The sequence below is a fragment of the Lacrimispora amygdalina genome (assembly GCF_003432035.1).
In the GTDB taxonomy this organism is placed as follows: domain Bacteria; phylum Bacillota; class Clostridia; order Lachnospirales; family Lachnospiraceae; genus Lacrimispora; species Lacrimispora amygdalina.
This window is the reverse complement of sequence record NZ_QOHO01000043.1, coordinates 74,575-95,795: the sequence shown is the minus strand read 5'-3', so window position 1 is coordinate 95,795 and position 21,221 is coordinate 74,575. Positions and strand designations below refer to the sequence as shown.

General features: G+C 32.5%; 22 protein-coding genes. All 22 read right to left on the bottom strand.

Features of this window, described 5'->3' with window-relative positions:
• Positions 1-209: 209 nt before the first annotated feature.
• The 22 genes from DS742_RS14505 to DS742_RS14395 all read right to left on the bottom strand — a co-directional run bounded on the left by DS742_RS14505 (position 210) and on the right by DS742_RS14395 (position 20,974).
• Positions 210-629, bottom strand: a complete 420-nt coding sequence (locus DS742_RS14505) for a hypothetical protein (RefSeq protein ID WP_117417691.1) — start codon at positions 627-629, stop codon at positions 210-212.
• A 16-nt stretch (positions 630-645) separates the two neighbouring features.
• The gene (locus DS742_RS14500) at positions 646-828 is read right to left on the bottom strand and encodes a hypothetical protein (protein WP_117417690.1); all 183 of its coding nucleotides are present in this window, start codon (positions 826-828) and stop codon (positions 646-648) included.
• Positions 829-1,098 (bottom strand): hypothetical protein, encoded by a 270-nt coding sequence (locus DS742_RS14495; RefSeq protein ID WP_117417689.1) that lies wholly within the window; start codon positions 1,096-1,098, stop codon positions 829-831.
• A 37-nt stretch (positions 1,099-1,135) separates the two neighbouring features.
• Positions 1,136-1,315 (bottom strand): hypothetical protein, encoded by a 180-nt coding sequence (locus DS742_RS14490; RefSeq protein ID WP_117417688.1) that lies wholly within the window; start codon positions 1,313-1,315, stop codon positions 1,136-1,138.
• Between the two features lie 15 nt (positions 1,316-1,330).
• Complete coding sequence (gene ligA, locus DS742_RS14485; protein ID WP_117417687.1) at positions 1,331-3,268, bottom strand: NAD-dependent DNA ligase LigA; 1,938 nt, start codon at positions 3,266-3,268, stop codon at positions 1,331-1,333.
• Positions 3,269-3,369: 101 nt separating this feature from the next.
• On the bottom strand, positions 3,370-3,642 hold the full coding sequence (locus DS742_RS14480; protein WP_117417686.1) for a hypothetical protein: 273 nt from the start codon (positions 3,640-3,642) through the stop codon (positions 3,370-3,372).
• A gap of 10 nt (positions 3,643-3,652) precedes the next feature.
• Complete coding sequence (locus tag DS742_RS14475; protein WP_117417685.1) at positions 3,653-3,922, bottom strand: hypothetical protein; 270 nt, start codon at positions 3,920-3,922, stop codon at positions 3,653-3,655.
• A gap of 558 nt (positions 3,923-4,480) precedes the next feature.
• Complete coding sequence (locus tag DS742_RS14465) at positions 4,481-4,663, bottom strand: hypothetical protein (protein ID WP_117417683.1); 183 nt, start codon at positions 4,661-4,663, stop codon at positions 4,481-4,483.
• A gap of 49 nt (positions 4,664-4,712) precedes the next feature.
• Positions 4,713-5,234 (bottom strand): siphovirus Gp157 family protein, encoded by a 522-nt coding sequence (locus DS742_RS14460; RefSeq protein WP_117417682.1) that lies wholly within the window; start codon positions 5,232-5,234, stop codon positions 4,713-4,715.
• A 12-nt stretch (positions 5,235-5,246) separates the two neighbouring features.
• Positions 5,247-7,613, bottom strand: a complete 2,367-nt coding sequence (locus tag DS742_RS14455) for an AAA family ATPase (protein ID WP_117417681.1) — start codon at positions 7,611-7,613, stop codon at positions 5,247-5,249.
• Positions 7,613-10,195: a hypothetical protein gene (locus DS742_RS14450; RefSeq protein WP_117417680.1), complete on the bottom strand. Its 2,583-nt coding sequence runs from the start codon at positions 10,193-10,195 to the stop codon at positions 7,613-7,615. The genes DS742_RS14455 and DS742_RS14450 overlap by 1 nt, the downstream gene beginning before the upstream one ends.
• Positions 10,196-10,209: 14 nt before the next feature.
• Positions 10,210-11,955: a DHH family phosphoesterase gene (locus DS742_RS14445; protein WP_117417679.1), complete on the bottom strand. Its 1,746-nt coding sequence runs from the start codon at positions 11,953-11,955 to the stop codon at positions 10,210-10,212.
• A 15-nt stretch (positions 11,956-11,970) separates the two neighbouring features.
• Positions 11,971-13,050: a hypothetical protein gene (locus DS742_RS14440; RefSeq protein ID WP_117417678.1), complete on the bottom strand. Its 1,080-nt coding sequence runs from the start codon at positions 13,048-13,050 to the stop codon at positions 11,971-11,973.
• A gap of 10 nt (positions 13,051-13,060) precedes the next feature.
• A complete protein-coding gene (locus DS742_RS14435; RefSeq protein ID WP_170313467.1) occupies positions 13,061-14,524 on the bottom strand; it encodes a DnaB-like helicase C-terminal domain-containing protein in 1,464 nt (487 codons plus the stop codon).
• Positions 14,525-14,685: 161 nt separating this feature from the next.
• Positions 14,686-15,159 (bottom strand): YorH family phage-derived protein, encoded by a 474-nt coding sequence (locus tag DS742_RS14430; RefSeq protein WP_117417676.1) that lies wholly within the window; start codon positions 15,157-15,159, stop codon positions 14,686-14,688.
• Positions 15,160-15,207: 48 nt separating this feature from the next.
• A complete protein-coding gene (locus DS742_RS14425) occupies positions 15,208-16,191 on the bottom strand; it encodes an AAA family ATPase (protein ID WP_117417675.1) in 984 nt (327 codons plus the stop codon).
• A gap of 94 nt (positions 16,192-16,285) precedes the next feature.
• Complete coding sequence (locus tag DS742_RS14420; protein WP_117417674.1) at positions 16,286-17,239, bottom strand: YorF family protein; 954 nt, start codon at positions 17,237-17,239, stop codon at positions 16,286-16,288.
• Between the two features lie 390 nt (positions 17,240-17,629).
• Positions 17,630-18,235: a hypothetical protein gene (locus DS742_RS14415; RefSeq protein ID WP_117417673.1), complete on the bottom strand. Its 606-nt coding sequence runs from the start codon at positions 18,233-18,235 to the stop codon at positions 17,630-17,632.
• 17 nt (positions 18,236-18,252) lie between these two features.
• Positions 18,253-18,570 carry a hypothetical protein gene (locus DS742_RS14410; protein WP_117417672.1) on the bottom strand — a complete coding sequence of 106 codons (318 nt, stop codon included), beginning with the start codon at positions 18,568-18,570 and terminating at the stop codon, positions 18,253-18,255.
• 46 nt (positions 18,571-18,616) lie between these two features.
• Complete coding sequence (locus DS742_RS14405; protein WP_117417671.1) at positions 18,617-18,895, bottom strand: DUF2829 domain-containing protein; 279 nt, start codon at positions 18,893-18,895, stop codon at positions 18,617-18,619.
• Positions 18,896-19,215: 320 nt separating this feature from the next.
• Positions 19,216-20,391, bottom strand: coding sequence for an RNA-guided endonuclease InsQ/TnpB family protein (locus DS742_RS14400; RefSeq protein ID WP_117417670.1), 1,176 nt, complete (start codon positions 20,389-20,391; stop codon positions 19,216-19,218).
• Positions 20,321-20,974, bottom strand: a complete 654-nt coding sequence (locus tag DS742_RS14395) for an IS607 family transposase (protein ID WP_117417669.1) — start codon at positions 20,972-20,974, stop codon at positions 20,321-20,323. The genes DS742_RS14400 and DS742_RS14395 overlap by 71 nt, the downstream gene beginning before the upstream one ends.
• Between the last annotated feature and the right edge of the window lie 247 nt (positions 20,975-21,221).

Here is a 21,221-nt window from a genome sequence, read left to right as displayed (position 1 = left end):
TTATCATGAATAATTCGGGCTTAATATTCAAAACTCCAAGTTCTTTTGTCACAAATCTGGTCTTTAGTGTATAATTCATCCAATCGTAATCTGCCAGAGTTAAATATGTATTTGTTCTATCGTCTTCTATATCTCCTGTAAACAGTAGCTCCTCTGGCTTGATTTTTCGAAGAATCATTAGCTCTCCCCTCTCCTTTAAAATACAGAATTTATCTAATGCCTAACTCAAGTTTGATTTCTTCTATTCTTTTTTCTAGTTCCATACGTCTTTGCTTCTTATTTTCATATTTCACTGCGTAATCTCTATATTTACTTAGTTCTTCTATTACTCTGCTGACAATTATAGATGGAATATATTCTCTTCCATTTATTGCTCTTCCTAAAGAATAACCAAATACGGTATACGAATTAGTTCTGTAATACCCCATATCTCCAAATATTCCTTTTAAGATCTGATACATTTCAGATTCTAAATTCATATTGTCAGCATCGTACTTTTCATGCTGTAAGTTCCTTAATTCTTCAATTAAAGCACACTGAGGAGTATCTTCGTTTGTTTTACACGACATCGATGCTAGCCTCAAACTTTCTTCTGTGTCTTGTATATATTTTTTCAACTTCTTAAACATAATACCACCTCCAATCTTAACTCCACTCCCTTTTCATAAATTCAAAATACTCACCGTCTTCGTTCCACATTTTATAAACCCCATTGACCTTTTCAAAATGGTCAACTTCTGGATAATTTCTGTCGTCCAGTACATGTAGAATTTCGTCACTAGATAACTGACTATGTCTTTCGTTTATGTAATCTTTTAATGACTGCATTTAATACCACCCACCCGTCACATAGTTATCATACGCTCTTTTGCTAAGTCTATTGCCCGCTTCGTCTTGCTTTTGTTTTTCATACTCACGATTTTCTTGGTCAATTTCTTCGTCGGTTTTAGTTACAAGTTTTTCTCCACAACGAGTACATTCTGTCTCTGCCTTTCCTCCAAAGATATGATAAGACCACGGCGCAAACCATCTATTGCAGTTAGGGCAAAACCATTCTTCATATTCAGTTCCTTCATTCCTAAATTTAGTTACTTTCATAATTCCTCCAATCTGGATAAATCTCGTATTTCTTGTCCTATCTCTTAAAAAACTCAAAATAACCACCACTGTTTGTCCATGCCTTATATGTTCCACTCAACAGCTCATAATGGTCAATCTGTGGATTTCTCTCCACGTCCAGAATGTGATGAATCTCGTCCTGGGTAAGATAATGCCCTCTGTTTTCTATGTAATGTTCAATTTCGGAATCTGTCATATATTCATTCTCCCTTTACTTATCAATTAGTTTCAAAAATTCTTCCTCTGTGATGATGGGAATGTTCAATTCGTGTGCCTTCTTATTTTTACCAGATGTACTCATGCTATCATTATTGATGAGATAATTAGTCTTAGCGGATACAGATCCCGATACTTTACCGCCCAGCCCCTCAATCTCTGTCACAAGTTCGTTCCTGTTTGAATAATGCAACAGACTCCCGGTGACTACAAATATTTTCCCAGCCAAATCAACGCTACTACCATTACTTGACTTCACCTTTGGAATATTAAAATCTAATAGCATAGGAATGTAGGCATCTTCTGTATCGCTATATTTTTCATACCAGTCATGGATACTCTTATTCATGGTACTTCCGAAATCCTCTAACAGTGAAAAGTCAAATCTATCTTCCAATGCTTCAACAAATTTCGCATAGTCGCCCTTAAAATATTTACTGATAGTCTTACTGGCCGTTTTACCGATCAGAGGTACAGATAACCCATAAAGATATCTTTCCAGAGTTGTTGTCTTGGATTTTTCGATAGCAGCTAATAATTTCTCCGTTGATTTCTTTCCAAAACCATCAAGAACCATCATTTCATTGTTGTGTTCGTGAAGAGTATAGATATCAGACAAATTTGTCAGCCAACCCATCTCCATAAACTTCTCTATTGTAGCTTCTGAAAATCCATCAATGTTCAAAGCATTCTTACTGACATAATGGGTAAGCCTTGATAACAACTTAGCCTGGCAGACATCATTGCAACAATGGAGTGTCTTACTACCGTTCTCATTGTGGATTTCTACATCTCCGCCACAACACGGACATTTATCTGGGAGCTTCCATGTATTACTCTTTGTCAGATTTTCGTGGACTTTAGGAATTACCATATTAGCACGATAAACCATAATAGTGTCCCCGACACCAAGTTCTAAATCTTCTATATAAGATACATTATGCAAAGTAGCTCTCGTGGTAACAGCTCCGTCAAGGTCTACCGGGTTAAAAATAGCAACGGGATTAATTAAGCCCGTTTTAGACGTGTTCCACTCAATATCTGTCAGTTTCGTTTCATATAGCTGATCTTGCCATTTTAAAGCTAACATATCGAGTGGGTGATGTGATGTGGTTCCAAGTGATTTTCCATATCCTGTATCATCATAACGGTAAATAATACCATCAACCGGTAGCCTAAAATTCTCTGGATTGAATTTGTTGAAATCTTCTTCCAAATTCTTGACCATGCAATGTTCTACGACTGGCATATCCAATCCTGAAGCATAAGCATAATCTCCTATTAGATTTCCACAGTCAAATCCATCTATAACATCAAAAACGTAATATTCTAACTTCCGTTCAATGGCATTATTAGCATCTAGCTGCCTAAGTGTCCCGGCTGCAAGATTACGTGGGTGAGAATAGGGTTCTTCTAATTCAGAATTGATTCTATCGAATGTGCCCCAAGGGATAACACATTCTCCACGGAAAGTAATGTCTACTGGTTTCCTCAACTGGACAGGAAGATTCACGCAATGTTTGAATGTGTGAGTAACATCTTCTCCAATAGTACCATTTCCTCTAGTGACCGCCTTATAAAGAAATCCCCTCCTGTATTCTGCAACCACTGTCAGTCCATCAAGCTTCCATGACTGAATTACATCTCTGTCACCAATAAATTTACGTACAACGTCTAAATCCTTTGTTTTGTTGGAAGAAAGCATTGGATATTTGTGTTCCACTTTTTCAAGAAAGTCAACTACCTCTCCCTGTACTTTCTGCGTTGGAGATCCTGTCAATATGTATCCTGTCTCGTTTTCAAGCTCAGACAATTCATCATATAAATCATCATATTGTTTATCTGTCATAATGGGATTATCATATTTATAATAAGCATTGACAGCCTTATTAAGTTCTTCTACTAATTCTCTAATTCTATCTATTTTACTCAATCAAATCCTCCTTTGAATACTCGTTCTAATGTGTTAACACATATGCAATGCATAAAATTATAACAACTGTCACAATTGTTTCACATATAACTTCTGCCATTTTATTCTCCATTCTTTGTAATTTTCTCTAACTCTCTTCTCAAATTATAATCCTCTTTAATCTTCAGATTTTCTGCTTCTCCACGAGCATACATTAACTCAGCAAATCCACCTATTTTACCTGCCAAACCCTTAATTAATATAAACTTATGAGAATCTTTTTTATCTAAATCTTTCTTCATTTCTGAAATTCTTTCACTACATAAAGCTTGAATACATTCACACTCTTGCAGAGTCAATGGGAATGACCCTTCGTTTACGTCATAACACATCATGCCTATCACCTCATTTCTTCTGTACAATCTTGATTTTGTATCCGAGTTCTTCTTCAGTTTCTTCAATAGACATAGGCTTTTCATAATCCACATCATCTTCAGGATCTAATTCTTCCCATGTATCTCCTTCAAAGATTTCATTCACATTTACAAAACCTTTATTATCCCATGGTTCACCTTCACAATCATGAAAACCATACTTTTTGTTATATCTCATATCAAAGTCATAATATGTCTTTCCGTCGGTTTGAGCTTTATTTAGCATTTCTAATATTGTCATTTTTTTATTCCTTTCGCATACTATATATAGTAATCCAATCTCACTTCACACACTATATATTGATTAATTTTCCTTTTGAAACCACTGTTTCATTAACGCTATTATCTTCTGATATAACTAAAATTAATTGTTCCAGTAAAAAACAATACCAAGAACCAAAACAATGTATTAAGTGGATATGTAGTATCAAACATCTCCATAAATGGCATATTACAAATATCCATAATCCAAAATATTAAAATTCCAGTTCTTACCAACCAAACAAACCACATTTATTTACCTCTTTCAAACGCCAATACCAATTCTTTTATCTAAGCTATTTCTTATCAGACTCATAATCTACTTCATAATTTGTCATCTTCTTTTACCTCATAACACTGACAGAAACATCTTGGTACTTGCGTCATGTCCAGAAAATAATCTCCAATAACTTTTTCTTTTGCTTCACAACGATAATAATCACCGCCAGTATTATCACGTCGGATAACCACTCTAAGATGTTTACAGTATTTACATCTCTTATGTTTCGTCCTGTATTTTTTAACTTTCTCTGTCATTTTAAGCACCGACTTCTTTCTTCAACCACTCACGTAAAATATCTTCCCCACAATGATGCTTGCAACCAGAAGCACAACCAGTCCTAGCATCTTCACAAATATCATTACAACTTGGTCTTCCTAAATTTATGAAAAAAGCAAGCTGCTCATCATTCATACTTCTAACCCATTCTCCGTTTGTCATTAAACGTCCTCCATTTCCCAATCAAAAATATGTTTTATTTGAAAAATACTTATCTAATCCTTAAGCTTTCTCCCTGTGGATCTAAATGAGCAAATTCACAGTTAAGGGAACCGTCCTGACCTTCAAGTCCATTCTCTTTCAAATATTCTCTAATAGAATCTCCGTCAATTGCATCAGGCTGCTCAATTCTATATTCTTTTGGAACCTTTTCTACATCTACATCAATGACTAATTTTCTTTTGCCACCATTCTTCTGAATATTGAATGAGAATAAGTCAGTTGTAAACTTTTTCTTTCCAGTAACTCTCATACACATTTCAAGATTTTGTTTCAACCATTTAATTCTATTTTCTAATACCTTTTTTCGGTTAATTAGACGTTCTGACTCTGTGTCCAACCCCTTAATATTTGATTCTAAAGATTTAATGATTTTGGCATATCCGTCGGCTTTTTCCTCAATTTCAAAATCAATTCCTTCAAGAGTATCCATTATCATCTGTTCATCACATTCTGCATCTTCCAACATATTCATTAATTCTAAAAACTGACCCGTTAATTCATATAATTTCAATATCAAATCCTCCTATGCTATTTTCTCATCTTTTTCTTTTAATCTGAATTTATTTTCAAGTAACATGTCTCGTAAAAATGTCTGCTTGGTTTTCACCTCTTTTGTTTGAATAGCTTTTGAAACAGCAAAGTTATTTCCAACAAGGATGCAATATTTTTTTGCCCTGGTCAAAGCTGTATATAACAATTCTGAGTTATTCATAATGAAGCTGCTACTGTCCATACCAACAATTGTTGACGTGAATCCACTACCTTGCATTTTATGTACTGTACAGGCATATGCTAATTCTAAATTTTTTGAATCACTTTTACTAAATACAACTTCCCCAATTCCTACGAAATCAATAATGCAATATCCATCATCTCCAATTTCTTTAATAATTCCGATATTTCCATTGAAAACAGGAGTGTTATCACCATTAGAATTTACACATTTGTAATTATTCTTAGTATTTAAGACCTTATCTCCTACTCGTATTAAATATTTTTTTACATTTTCCTTCTTCTTTTCTAAAAGAATTTCTATCTCATTACCATCATTGAACTTAGGATTATAGATATCCTGAATCTTTGCATTGATGTTATAACAGGATAATTCTCCCTTTAATCGCATAGGAACACAAACCTGAACTTCCATGATATCTTTATATTTGTCCATTTCGCTCTGAAAATGTCTTATGATATTATTTGAAAGAGATTCCTTATTTCCGGTGATATCGAGTTCCATATCCTTCAACTCACCTAAAACTACACTTCCATCAAAACTGTTTGAGAAAATCTGTTCTTGTGATGCTACCTTAATTGAAGTAGGAATGATTCCACTCATAAGAGCTTGTCTGTGTGGTTTAGTTAATTTCACAACTGGTAACACATCACTATCCAAAATATCAGCAAAAACTTGACAGTTTCCAATTGGTGTCAACTGCTGAACATCACCCATGATAATAACCTTTGCGCCTGATGGAATTGCCTCTAATAAAGATAAAAATAATGTTCCATTTATCATAGTAGCTTCATCTATAAGAACAATATCCACAGCCAATTTATTTAGCTTATTGAACATGAACTGTCCATTCTGATATCCAAGTGCTCTATGAATCGTACTTGCTGGGAGTCCGGTGGCCTCTGTAATGCGCACACTTGCTTTACCTGATAATGCGCAAGCCAAAATATTGTAATTATCATATAATGAACAAATTCCATTAGCGGTACTTGTTTTACCAGCACCGGCCAATCCGGTAAGTGCCATTACATGATTATCGAGACTTAATTTAATAGCAGCTCTTTGTTCATTTGTAAATGTAAATCCTTGTTCATCTTCTACTCTACTTACTATACTTTCCCAATTTCCAATATTGAATGACTTAGGGATATAATCCATATGTAATTCCGACTCTGGGAGAATTTCGTCATCTTTAGTGTCAGTTTCAATAATTTCAATTTTACCAATCTGCAATCTAATTAGTTCTGACATAATGTTATTCTCTAAATCATAGAATTTTTTCAATGCAATTTTAGTACCGTTATCTAATACAACTACATCATTATTTTCAATCATTAACTTTGCTGTGGAGTTCACTACTTCTTCCGGAACAAAACCAAGAGTATCGTACAAAGCTTTCATTAATTCTTGATAATTCAGATAACTTTTTCCTAATTCACCTTGCTCGTTTAAATGGTGTAACAAAAATCCTTTAATTCTACGAATATCAAACTGACCAACACCTACTTTACATGCCACCTCATCAGCTTTTTTAAACCCAACACCTTCCACCCTAACAAGGTCATATGGATTATTTCTCACCACATCAATTACTGTGTCTGGCGAATGATAAAAATCAACAAGTTTCTTGATAAACGTATGAGTCAAACCTAGCTGTCCAAGTTCCATATAAATTGCACTGTAATCTTTGGATTCCTCAAACTCGTCAATCATCTTCAAAGCTACTTGATTTCCTATTCCTTTTATTTTCATTAAAGATTTAACATCTCTATTCTCTAAAAGTTTGATTACATCATCATATTCTTCAAATAACTTATCTACCAAATTTTCGTTCAGTACATTTTTCAAGAACTCTTTCTGTTTATCTTTACTTGATATATCGATACATTTGCTGATATATACTATTTCATATGTATTACCATACTGTTCATGTACGTCTGCTAATTTACAAAATACCTTATAGGTTGTTCCGAACTCCAAACTACATGTATTTCCTTTTAATTTAATTTGATCCATATCCTCATTACAATTATCTAATGCTTTTGTAATATTCGCTCTGAATATTGCAAATTCGTTGGATTCCACTTTTTTCACATACTTAGGAAATATAATCCAATCCAGAGTACATTCAAATTTTAAAATTTTCTCTTCGTCCATTAACAAACCTCACTTTCTGGTATAAGAGATTTTCCATTTCCATAATTTCTAAAAACAAGATCGTATTGTGTAATCACCTCATTTTCTCTAGTAATATCTGCTGCTATTATGTTTAATCCCTCATCATCTTTTCCAATAATTTTTTTACTAAATTCTTTTTCTGTCTTGATTACATCAATGATATCTCCATCTTGTAGAGGTAGAATTTTAAATACGTCTTTTCTAACCTTCTGATACTTTATTTCTCCGTTGTTCATGTTATAAATAATAATATTTGGAGATACTACATTTCTTGTATTTAGTACAAACCATCTATTCGTTGATAAAGTTTCATCGCGGTATCTAACCTCATTGAATTTTGATACCTGCATTTCCATAATCTCATATGGATTAATATGAGTATTCTCCAACGTGTCAAATATTAATTGCAATGCTTTTTTGTAATCTAAATTGTTATAAGACTTACCTGATTTAGATAATTCTGAGCATTGAATAATTATTTGCTTTATTGCATTATCTGTAATCTTCTTATCGAGTGTTGTGACAGTTATTTTTTCTTTCCCGTACAACACTGTAAAATAATCTCTAAATGTCAACAATTTCTGAGTCTTTCCATACACAGAGCAACAATCAGCTATAAGATAACCTTCTAAAACTTTTTTTGTTATTCCATGTGAATTACACTTTTCTAAAAATTCATAGAAGTTTTTGCTGTTACACATAAAATCAAATAGGACATTTGGTGTTTCATCTATTTTAACTTCTTCTTTCGTTAGGAATTGCTTTATTCTATCATTAGCGGCATCTATATAATATTGAAGATCCAAGTAGTCAGGGACAGTTACCCCTTGAATATCATCATTATTGATAAAACACTTATCTGGTGTATACGAAACTTTCTCATAACTCTTCTTACCCTTTTCAATCTTAACTTTATAAATTCCTTTATCGTCTGGTCTAATAGAAGCAAAAACTCGATGTACTTTTTCTTTTAAAGGTGTTCCATCTTCCACCATAATTTTATCTTTGCCATCAACTTTTACTTTTTTACCTTCACCATATACAACGCCTTTATATAAATTAGTCAGTTTAATAACTTTTTGAAATTCTATTAATTCTGTTGTACTCCTGATAGTTTGTTCAACAGGAATATCGTGAACAAAATAATTAACTACTGCTTTATTTAAAATTGGCAGATCATTATCAATAGACGATAATTTCTTGACGTATGCTCCTTTACACTTATAATGTCCATCATCTAAGTCAATCAGCAAATAATTATTTACGTCTTTCTGTACTAATCGACCGTGTTCATAAACATCAAATTCCAAATCAAGTTTAGTTCTTGTTTCCCATTCTTTAGATATAGCTTTCACTTTATCTACATCTGCTAATGTATTTACTCTTACATAGATTCCATCTGTATTAATTTGCAAGATTTCACACAAGTCCTCTAATCTAGCGGCCAATTCAGTAAGATAGAGTTGCCCTGCAATACAAACGTTATTACTTTGAACTGGGTCGTAACAGGCAGAATTGATATCTTTTAATATTCCATATGCACTGTTAATAACAATTTTCAAAGGCTTCTGACGACTATCTTTTGCTTTTTTGAGTTCTAATCTTCTATCCCTCATATTTTCAAAGTCTTTAGGATTTTTAAGCTTCCTACTAGCAAACCCCTCATTTATCATTAATGAAGGATACAAACTTGCTACGTCCATTGTCACTAAAATACCTTCAAATATTTCATTATCTTTACTTCCGTGCAGTCCACCATACCCATATACACAAGGTACTCCTCCTACTACAGTAACTAACTGTCTAGTACTATTGCTCACAACTTCTGTCTTCAAAGGTAATTTATAACTTTTATTTTCTGGCTTGTTGTACCAATCTATAATATATTGATATTTACCTGGCATTTTTAGATTTTTGGGTAAGGTAATATCAAATTCATCATCGAGTGTATGTTGATCCACTGCTCCTAGAATAGAAGCAGCTAATTGTGCCTTTGTTTTATTAAACATTTCCATGTCTAATTCAAACATAGAAATCATATCTAACTGAGCTTCAAAGTCATCCATCGTGGCATCTAAAACACGTAACGTTTCCTTCACATCGTGAATATTATAAGCAATAATTTGTTCAATTTCTTCTTCAGTTAGTAATCGGTCAATATCAAAAGGTACATCTGTTTCTTTAATCATATCTCCCATATAGGCTTCCAACTGTTTAAGAGAGCGATCTTTTAAAATCACATCATAATTATTAAGATGATACTTTTTTGCATTTCTGACAATTTGATAACCTTTTTTTCCAAATTCCACTAATTGATCATTTATGTATGATGGATTAATACCATCTAAAATACCTTTAAATAAAAATTGATCATATTGTCGACTGTTATATCCGACATATATTGCGTCACGATGTTGGTTGAAAAATTCAATTAATTGATTTCTATCATTAATAATTGTTATAGGTTTATCTCTTTGTTCCTTATTGATTAGTGTCAAGCACCACCAATTGATCTTTGAATAGCACTCAAAGTCGTATCCGTATATCTCTCTATCTAACAAATAACTCCTCCTTATTAACCGAATCCAAACCCCTGTACCTTGTTACTTTTTCTATATAACCAGTCTTCTACTAAAACCTGTGCCATTTTTCCACTTTTATTATCTATTGAAAATCTGCCGATAATATCAAATTCAATGTTTTCTCCAATAGCTATTAATTCCTTATAATCTGAACTCAAAGAACTTCCTTTTGTTTGCTTTGTAAATTTTATATTGTGATACTCAAACTCAATTTTATTCTGTTTACTACCAAGTAAATTTAAATAGTATATATTACATGGTACATTTTTAATTAGGAAGATAGGTTCACTGACTGAGTTCCCCCATATGTCATCATGTTTTGCCACATTCCTAATTATTTGATCGTGTATGACATCAGCTTCATATATTCCGTAGATGTGATATGTAGGTTCATCTATTCTTTTCATAGTAGAAAGAATTTCAAATAACTTATTTGTATTTTCAAAAGTAATTTGGCATCCAAATGCTCCTGGGTGGCCATCAACCTTATTAAATAACTTTGTTTCTTTACACCATTGGTTAAAATCTAGTATTTCACATTTGTCATACCCTCTACCACTACCTTTGCAAATATCACCTTTTCTTCTCATTAGTAAACATGGTCTCTGATATTGATCTGCTAATTTATTAGCGATTAATCCAGTTGAATTACTATCTACTTTATCTTCAGCGTTGCATATCAAAATAGGTAGCTTGTCTAATCCATATAAATTGATACTTTCAGATAAAACAGCTGCACTCTCCTCTGTAAGTTTCTTTTGCTTTCTGTTAGTAGACTGGCAAGCCCTCAACGTGTATTCTTGAATGCTCATCCGTACCATTCCTTTTCCTGGTACTTTTCTTTCAAGACTTTTATCAGAATTACACATTGCCTCAAACAGAATGCTCTTATCCTCATAAGTTCCTAATCTAATCATAGAATTTATTAAAGGACATATGTAAAATCCTACACTATTCAATGTTACTTTATTATTCATAGCATACATTTGAGCTTCCACTAATGTTCTTATCAGCTTATTCTTTCCAGTCATATTTCTCATAAGTTTCAGACCTTCGTTAATCAAATACCTGGTCTGTAAATTTAGAACATCTGCTCGATCACCTATCATGCCGAGTGCAACTAAATCCAGGTAATCATCTGCATAATCTACTTTAAAATGCTTATCAAGTAATTTCGTAAATTTATAAGTTATACCTACTCCTGTCATTGCCTTGTCTGATACTCTGGGAGATAATTGATTATTTACAACTATTGCTGGGTTATTTCTCCCTTCTTTAATTGAATGATGATCCAAAATTATTACATCTTTTCCCGAATTAATTAAGGCTTGACATTCCTTCAAATCACCACTTCCAGCGTCAGGTACGATGACAAGTTTACTATTGGTTGATGAAATTATGTCAATTTTGTCTTGTAATCCATGAATTTTACCCTCATGAATAAAGCAATTGATTTTAATTTTTTGATTTATTTTTTTTGTATACAAATATATATTTGCTGCCGAAGTATAACCGTCTACATCGCAATCCACAAGTAGGTCTATCTCATCATTATTTACAATATGTCGTACATAAACATCTCTAGCCAACTCTATATTATCAAGCAATAATTCACTCTCAGTATTGTCTAAAGTAGGATTAAGAAAGGAAGGTATGTCTTTTATTCCTTTCAGTTTTAATATATCTTCCAATTCATTCCCAAAACATATATTCCCTAATAACTCATATCTAAAGCTCAATGACTCATCTCCTCTCTAATCATTCGTTCCGACATAAATCTTATTCTCCATCAGTTTCAGTAAAACATCTTTTCCTTTATCGGTAGGAGAATCCTTATACTCCAACATGTCAGATGTGTCCCAAATTACGGAAACTAAAAAATAGGAACTTAATTTGTTTATTATTTTGTCTTTTATATGCTTTGCCCATTTTTTACATTCGTCTGAATCCAGAGTCTGATATTGTTTATCTAAAGCAACTATTACTTCTCTGACACCGAGCATCAGCAACATACTTTTTTGATAATCGGTTAAATTACTTCCGCATAAAGCTACTGTAAAATTATCATCTCCAAACATCGTATCCGTTTGAAAAACTGATTTCTCAGCTTCTACTAACATGATTTTCCTTTTTCGTTGAATTGTCTTCATATTGTGGTTTAATCCAAAAAGATTCTGACCAAGTGAATGATTATAAAATCTCCTACCTACTTTGAACGGGGTATATTTACCAAACAATTCAATATCTTCATCAACTAGCGACCTACCTCTAACACCTATAAGCTGATTATTAATATCAAAATGAGGGATGATTATCTTTTGCTGCCATGTAGAATACAACACATTGTATTTCTCCATAGTTTCAATGGATATTCCTTCTGTGACCCAATCTTTGGTATACATTTTCTGGAATATATTCAATATATTTTTGTCATATGGGACAAGGGATTTTGTCTCTATTTCTTTCCTGGAATTCTTTTTATACTTTCGAATAAACTCCCAATCAGAAATTTGTTCTTGCTTTCCGAATCCATATTCACAATTATCAATGTTTAATTTAATGCAAATCCAATTAATTGCTTTTTGAAACTCTTCCTGTTCATACCCCTTGTATCCCATGACAACATCAAATATATCCATTTGTCCGCATTCTGTATAGCAATGAAACAACTTTGAATCTTTATGATAATAAAGTTTTGGTTTTGTACCATGATGACATATAGTATTAGTTATCCACATGTCATCATCTTCATAATAGAAATCAGCTCCCATCTCTAAGAGTAATTTTCTTACATCTTCATCTGATAGCTTTTCCTTAATCTCTTGGGTGGTCATTCATACCTCCCTATTTCGATAACTTTGTTGCTAAGTCAGTGCCTGATACATCGGAATTATCAGTCTCTATGATTCCTACATTTCCTACATCATCTAATTCAAAATCAATTACAGTTCTTTCAATATCAGTAATTAATTCAAAGTTATAATCAGTTACAAAACAGTCAACTTCTCGCATAGTACCTAAATTTATCTTTGTCCACACAATTACAGTTTTCCATTTACCACCGCGATTTTTAAATATGTAATATGACATATTAGGTGTAAGTGTTCCAAATCTTCCTTCCGATTCTAAAATTGGTTTTAACTTTTTTATGTCCTTATGTGTCACCGGTAACGCTAAAATTCCACCATCCGCCTTTTCTATAATAGCTTTTGAACCTTTTAACGCACCGGCATCTTTATTAGCATCATCTTTATAGGAATCGTTCAACTGAGTAGATGAACCAAGATATATGTTATATTTATTACATACGAGCTTTAGTGAATTGCTAAATAGAAATAAAATCTGATCTGTTCTTAATCTTGACTTAGTCTTTTCATAATAGTAAGCATATAAAGATGGTGAATCATTAATATAATCGAAAAAGCAAGCAATTATATTGAAATTTATTACATATTTCTCAATGGTTTCACTTATAGTATCAATTGTAAAATCTGGCATGTATTCGCCATATAACAATGATTCTGCTACATATTCAGCGGCAAGACGTAACACACATTCTTCCTCTTCACCAATATCTCTCCACTCTTCAATTCTATCTTGTTCTATTCCGCTTATATGAGCCAATAAACAATCTTGAATTTCTTCTTTCGTTAACTCCGTGGAAATAAACAGAACTGGTTGTTTTTGACCCGTTGGTTTCCACTCATGTTTATTCCAATCATAAATTCTATCACAAGCCATATTACATGCGTCTGCCATAGCATTTCTACTTTTTGACCCACCTGATATAGAACTTCTAATAATGAATTTTTTCTCTCGCATTCCCTTGAAAATAGTAGTGAGATATCCTGATTGAAAAGGATAACCGTAAACATTTTCTTGACGCTTATGTTCTTCTAATCTGTTTTTTATGCCATCACCAACATGAAAAGAAAAATTATCACCAAATGCATTTTTCCATAATGATTTAAAATCCAAGAATCTATTATTGATTGCATTAAGTACATCATTACTTGTAAGATTATTGAATGCTTCCATCTTGATATCATCAGTCTCATCATAAATAAAACCAACATCTATTTTTAATGATTCTGATGCATTTCTGATTATAGAGTATTTTCTTACATCATCATAATATCTTCCAACATTCATTAATTTGTCAGATGCCATATTAATGGCTTCCTCTATATATTCCCAACCATTATTATTTTTCCATAACAAAGAAGCTGATTCAAAAATTGACACTTCATTTTCTATATCAAGAGATGTTATTTTCTCTACGTTTCCTTTTTTCGCAATATTAGCCATTGCCCCCCAAATCATTTTGTGAAAATTTTCAGGGTAATCATTTTCATTAGTAGATAGCTTTTCGTCTAATATCAATCTTGGATTTATGCAATAACAACCGAATAATAAGAAAATTGCTTTTTTGTCTACTTGTTGATTGAAAACTATTTATCTCACCCCATTCAATATTTTTCTAAATTTATTAATGAAACGCTATTGTTCCTTTTAGAATTTGACTGCTTTATTTTCCTAGTAATAACCGTTGAGTTTTCTAATTTAGCAACTTGATTTTTTAAACGTTCTTGTTGTTCGTAATATTCTCTAGCTTCATCGTAGTAATATTTTATTAGTGCCATACCGTATTTCTTATCAAGAGTTTTATTTAAAATCTCTTTGCAATACCACAATGTATAAGTCATAGCAGCGTAGGAATAATTAAATTCATCCTTTAATTCTTTAATTTGCTTAAACATTATTCCAGTTGGCTTATCCAACTCAAAATTCACACATATAAATTCTATTAAACTTTTATATTCTTCTGAATACCTTTTTATGGACGAATAACAATCAGAACAATATGATTTTGAATTATGTATGTGTTTTTCATCAGGTTGAAGTGATTTACCACATCCTTTGCATACCGCTAGTCTAGCCATTATTCACCACCCTATTTAAAAAGCGAGGAGGATTAATCCTCCCCATCATTATTTAATTGCAAATTTGTCTACTAATTCCTGTAACTCCATCACAATAACTTTTGTAAGATCAATCTGACTATCTCTTAATGAATCAAACATTTTGACATTACCATTGTCATCTAAACCAAGGTTCTTTTGTAAAACAGCAGTAGCTTCGGCAGCATGTCCATTTGAGAATAACAAGCTACCTAATTCAACTCCTTTAGCTTTGACCTCTTCGAAATTTTCAGCTACTGGTTTCTTGTCAATAGTCTTTTCTTTGGTTGTAAAATCACCGCCAAGATCTTGCACAGCCTTTGTCCAAACTGTCTTTAATTCTTTTACATTAATTTTTTCAGGCAATCCAAATGTGTCTTTTAAATCAGGGTATTTATCAGTTTTCTTGAATGTAATATATCTTTCATCTTTACTGTCCTTCCACATATACCCCACTAGATAGGCTGATTCTCTACAATAGGAAAATGTATTTTTGTTAAGTTTTAACGTATCACTTTCTTTTTTAGTATCAAAATCCTTACTATGGGAAGATTGAGCGATTGAATGTACTGTATAACCAAGGCTCTGAATTACACCAATATTCCTCAATGCACTTTTAAAACGAAGTGATCCCTCGCCAAATCCCCCCACATCTTTAAGAATTTCAGCATCTCGATTTTCAAGAACATATCTTTCACAAAATTCTTCATACTTGTCAAGTGTGTCTACAATAATACACGAAAACTTTTCTTTAAACACTGGATTTCTAAGCTGACCAATGACTGACTTAAAATCTGACATTGTATCAATTTTAACAGCCATAATCCCAGGTATATTTTGATATCTATCTTCAAACTCTAAGAAAAATGGTTCTTTGTCAGGTGATAATTCTTTTAAAAATTTCATCAGAGTAGTAGTTTTACCAACACCTGTATCACCCATCCAAATCGTTGAATACTGACTCAAGTTAATAGAAACTTTATTTGGTGTTAAATCATTTAAATTAATATACATATAAAACTAAGTCTCCTTTATCTTCTTATTATGTTTTGTTAGTTGTTCCCTATCTGAAAAATCCAGATAGGGGTTAAGATGTGTTATCCTTGTATTAATGCTGAGCAAATGGATTGTATGTAGTCTGAGGAGCTGGTGTAGACGTATCAGGCTTGAAAGGTGATTCTTCCTGCCTTGACTGGCCACTAGCAACTTCAGCGATAGTGGCTTTTCTCTTTGCTCTTAATGCATCAACAATTTCCTGGGTAAGTTCATGCTCAAAAATTGTGGTTGGCATAGTCCCAGATTTAATTTCATTCTTACGTACATATGTTTTAACCAAGTGCTTAATATCATCACCGAAAGCAACCTTTTCAATTTGTTCTTCTGTTTCAACAGAATTAATAACCGTTCCAACAAATTTGGTATAACAACCATCATAATAACCTGCACTTCTGAATGGAGCAGCCATAGATTTGTCAACTGTCATTTTAATTGGAATTAAATGATCGGCTGTATACACTGCATCTTTTCCGAACCCGTCAGCAGTCTGACCGATTCCCATCATATTCACAATCAAATTACCAGTAGGAACATCTTTTATAATCTCATCTTTGATTGACTCTACCACTCCTTCAACTTCAAACTTTGATTCTAATACTGTCGAATCATAATCTTTTGGTTCAATTTTATTAATGAATCTAGCTGAAATTCTATTAGTTGATACTACTCTTCCATCATTTCCTTTAAAATCATTTACTCTAAATGAACCATCTGTAATGGATACAATCGCCGGTCTCTCCCCTTCTGAACAGTGTTCGATATCCTTGAGATTTTCTTTCGCATCACTGTACTGCTTATAGAAATAACTTTCTTCTGACGTGAAATTTTTGTTCTCATCTTTCTTGAACTTATAGGCGAATAAATTAATTTCATGCTCACTACCATCGGAAGTTCTTAATACAAGACTTCCACCGATTGCGTCTTCTCCCTTTTTAGTCTGAAATTCTTCAATATTGTTTTTTACCAACTCACCTGTTACCGTTACTACATTTTTTAATTCTTTCATTAAATAAATTACCTCCGTTAATTAAAATTTTTGTATGTTAAATATGTAAAATATAAAAACATCTATAACTTCAACGCCTGTCTCCAAGCGGAACATAGAAACTCACTCTATATAAACTTCTATGTCAAAATAGCTATTTATGGACAAACTCTCCCAAGGGTGAGCTATTTCAGCACCCGCACAGATATTCTCTGTTCAGTTTTAAAATGTTGGAATTTATAATTGATATGAATTTATGCAAACATTAAAACTTGTTGACCATCTCATTAGCCGCCAAACCAATTTGATGGTGATACTTATTTATTCTCTGGATGAAGCAGGAATTTCAATGTGTTATCCTGTGAACATATAGTAATTAAGCAAGTATTTACTTCTATATACAGTATATCCCTATTTGGTTTCATTCGCTCTCAAATAATCCATTGCCTGAATATAAGCTTCTCTCTGAATTGCAATTTGTTCTGCTCTTTCAACTTCTCTACGTCTTTCTTCTCTACGCTGCTTAGATGCTAATATCTTAGCTTTCTTCTTTTCTATTCTCTCTTTCTCTGCTTTATCGTCTTCAATTCCCTTAAGTTTCTTTTCATAATCCTTGATTGCTTTACTAATAGTGTTATTATATTTACTAGATCCACCCATAAGGTGCTTTGTTAGACAGATTGTAATTGCCTGTTCAAGACTAAATACATCATCAGCTTGACATACCGCCTTTTCTTTTAAGCCATCTCCGAATGTCACCTCTACAACTTTATCCGGTACGATAATATTTACATCCGTGATTTTTTCTTTATGATTTTGACTAGATGCAAATACAAGTGGCGTTATATCGTTAATTTTTGTAAGTGATGCGTAAGCATCGTATGCGTCCTTCCTCATCTTTTTATTCATCTCCTTTCGTTCTTGTTCAAATTGTTCTCGGATACAATTCCATTTATGATCTTTTTCATAAATTGAAAAATAATTGTGCATTGCCTTTATACTCTCTAATCTGTTCAATATAATGTCCTCCCTCTTTAGTTTAATTGCAATACATCATAATAATTGTCTGGCTCCCATGCAAGAGTATCATCTACTAAATAATGTAATTCTCTAAATTTTTCGCCATCCTTTAAGTAAAGTCCGTACTCTTTAAGAAGTTCGTTGTTAAACTCATTATCATCTACTGACGAAAATATCAACTGACACCGCTCTTGATATTTACTTATTTTTCCCAGAACAATACTAAGTTCTGCTTCAATGTTCCATGCCGACATTATAGCTTTTGGTATTTCAGTTTTCTTCAAAGTAAAATAGCCAGAGTCGCCGTAGTCATTAACATAATAAAATCTCAAAATTTTATCACCTACCTGTCTTTCTCCGTTGAATTGAAATCGAAGTTTAATTGGTATTTACCACGTCCCAATCTTCCGCTAGACAATCATTTATTGATGGAACCCACATAGAATGAGAACCATTAACCATTCTAATCTGCAAATATGGCTCACATTTAAATAATTCACCTTCATTCATTCCCCAAGCTTCTGCCGTTTGCTTATTACAAGGAATTCCTTGTGGATACCCCTTCTGATAAACGATGAACATGTTCTTTCCATTCCAGCCATCTCTAGCAACCTTTTTACCACTTTTTAATTTATCAATTGCTTCTCCAAAATTCATACTATTGTATTCTCCTTTATTTTTATTTTCCGAGGAAAGACGTGTTTTAACAGTTTGCTTTATATTACGCCTTTTATTTAATGTATTCCCAAGCCTCAATCTGGCGAACATCAATCCCAAATGAACTGTCGGGGCTTTGAATGTTATATCCAGTATAGTCTGCTACTCAAAATATGGACAAATATATCCATATCGAGAATTTTACTGTTTCATCCTATATGCTTTCAATCTGACAAATCAGTATCTACTCACAGATTCTTGTATAGTCCACAGTCGTAAATTCCGGTCTAGCCAACCGTACATACTTACATTTACTTTTATTATGCAATTTTGTAAGTTATTGCATCTCTCAAATTAAGACTTGCGTTATAATCTCTATCAGCACGATACCCACATTCACAAATGTATTCTCTATCAGAAAGTTTTAAATCTTTTTTGATACATCCACACTCATGACAAAGTTTACTTGATGGATACCATCTATCTACAACTCTTAATTCAATTCCTGTTTCTTTGCATTTTGCTTCCAATTTCGTTCTAAACTCATAAAACTTCTGTGAAGCAACTGCTTTAGAAAGATGCCTATTTTTCATCATTCCAGATACATTTAAATCTTCAATCGTGATATAAGACGGTTTGGTTTTTACTATCTCATTTACACTTTTGTTGATATAATCAGTACGAATAGTATTTATTCTTTGATGAAGTTTTTGTACTTTGGCTATTTGTTTTTGGATATTTTGTCTAGTAGCTTCTCCTTTCTTTGAACGCTTTTTATAGTCCTCGTATTTCCTCGAAAGACAGCGTTGTTCCCTTTTTAATTGTTTTTCTAGTTTCTTTAATCTTGATGATTTATTAATGTTTTTCTTTGTTATTCCATTGCTTGTAATAGCAAAATCTTTTACACCAAGATCTATTCCAATACCAAAATCGTTTAATTCTGACTGTGGATTTTCTTGTTCTTCGATTAATACAGAAACGTAATATCTTCCAGCTTTACAAGAAACAGTTCCACTTTTAATTATGTGTGTACTTGGATTCGTTGGAATATAACCCTTTTCTTTTATCCTCACCCATCCAATAGTAGGTATCTTAATTCTGTGTCTTTCACATGGAATAATTACTTTTGCGTCTGTTTTTACAAAATACATCTTTACATCAGACTTTCCCTTTTTCTTAAAATTAGGGAATCTTGATTGTCCTTTAAAAAATCTTTTAAAGGCTCTATCAGCATTCATAATACTTTGTTTTACTGATTTGCTGCTTACTTCTTTTATCCACGAATACTCAGGATTTTCTTTGATATAGATGTTATTTAACCATTTGGAAAAATCCATCCCAGATACAAATTTCTTTTCTTTTTCATATACTTCTTTATTGTGTGCAAGAAAGAAGTTGTATACAAACCGACAAGTTCCAATGGTTTTATTTATCATTTGAATTTGTTCTAGCGTTGGCTTTATTTCCGTCTTGTAACTCTTTAGCAATCTCACTATCCTCCTTTATCTGTTTCTTATACTTTCGCAAACCATAAATTCTGCAACTAAATACGTGAATAATAGAGATTAAATCATTTACCAATTCTTGCTCAGGAGAAGTAGTTTCATTATTTACTACAATTATTTCAACTCCGTTTGATTTTAGAAATCTTTCAAACCATTCATAACCAAATCGAATAAATCTGTCTTTGTGAGCAACGATTATTATCTTAACAAGTCCCAACATACAATCTTCTAATAGTTTATTCCACTTTTTTCGATTGTAATTAAGTCCGCTGCCTATGTCCTCAAATACTTCATCAACAATAATTCCTTTTGCATTTGCATATTGTCTTAGAAAATCTACTTGGTTTTTTAAGTCGTCTTTTTGATTCGAAGTTGAAACTCTTGTATATATAATTACTTTCCCTTTTTTAGTATGAGATTCTCCAATATAATCAACATATTGTTTATGTGTGTAATATCTACGGTCAGTAGGAGTGCGATATGCTTTTAACTTTCCTTCATTGTCCCATCTTTGTAGTGTTTTAACGGAAACACCAATCATTTCTGCAAATTCATTTGGTTTGTAATTATTCATGTATATACCTCCATTTATTTGATATATACATTGTACCACATTTGTCTATGTTTGTCTACTTATTTAACAATGATTAATCTCTCCCGTATCTCGATTAACCGTAAATTCACAGCTAAGACATCCAATCGTGATTATACTACCGGATTTTAAATAAATTTTTACTTTGCCTTTTCGCATACGTTTTCTCCTTTTCTATCTTGAAATAACTACTTTCTTGGGTTTTCTTATGCATTCCTTTCATGAAATT

Excerpts from the sequence above, each read along its gene's own strand:
- DS742_RS14490 (WP_117417688.1), bottom strand. The coding sequence starts at position 1,315 with ATGACAGATTCCGAAATTGAACATTACATAGAAAACAGAGGGCATTAT.
- DS742_RS14395 (WP_117417669.1), bottom strand. The coding sequence starts at position 20,974 with ATGAATAATTACAAACCAAATGAATTTGCAGAAATGATTGGTGTTTCC.
- DS742_RS14465 (WP_117417683.1), bottom strand. The coding sequence starts at position 4,663 with ATGACAAACGGAGAATGGGTTAGAAGTATGAATGATGAGCAGCTTGCT.
- DS742_RS14440 (WP_117417678.1), bottom strand. The coding sequence starts at position 13,050 with ATGACCACCCAAGAGATTAAGGAAAAGCTATCAGATGAAGATGTAAGA.
- DS742_RS14455 (WP_117417681.1), bottom strand. The coding sequence starts at position 7,613 with ATGGACGAAGAGAAAATTTTAAAATTTGAATGTACTCTGGATTGGATT.
- DS742_RS14505 (WP_117417691.1), bottom strand. The coding sequence starts at position 629 with ATGTTTAAGAAGTTGAAAAAATATATACAAGACACAGAAGAAAGTTTG.
- DS742_RS14435 (WP_170313467.1), bottom strand. The coding sequence starts at position 14,524 with ATGGCTAATATTGCGAAAAAAGGAAACGTAGAGAAAATAACATCTCTT.
- DS742_RS14475 (WP_117417685.1), bottom strand. The coding sequence starts at position 3,922 with ATGACAATATTAGAAATGCTAAATAAAGCTCAAACCGACGGAAAGACA.
- DS742_RS14480 (WP_117417686.1), bottom strand. The coding sequence starts at position 3,642 with ATGATGTGTTATGACGTAAACGAAGGGTCATTCCCATTGACTCTGCAA.
- DS742_RS14405 (WP_117417671.1), bottom strand. The coding sequence starts at position 18,895 with ATGAATTTTGGAGAAGCAATTGATAAATTAAAAAGTGGTAAAAAGGTT.
- DS742_RS14430 (WP_117417676.1), bottom strand. The coding sequence starts at position 15,159 with ATGGCTAGACTAGCGGTATGCAAAGGATGTGGTAAATCACTTCAACCT.
- DS742_RS14420 (WP_117417674.1), bottom strand. The coding sequence starts at position 17,239 with ATGAAAGAATTAAAAAATGTAGTAACGGTAACAGGTGAGTTGGTAAAA.
- DS742_RS14425 (WP_117417675.1), bottom strand. The coding sequence starts at position 16,191 with ATGTATATTAATTTAAATGATTTAACACCAAATAAAGTTTCTATTAAC.
- DS742_RS14495 (WP_117417689.1), bottom strand. The coding sequence starts at position 1,098 with ATGAAAGTAACTAAATTTAGGAATGAAGGAACTGAATATGAAGAATGG.
- DS742_RS14500 (WP_117417690.1), bottom strand. The coding sequence starts at position 828 with ATGCAGTCATTAAAAGATTACATAAACGAAAGACATAGTCAGTTATCT.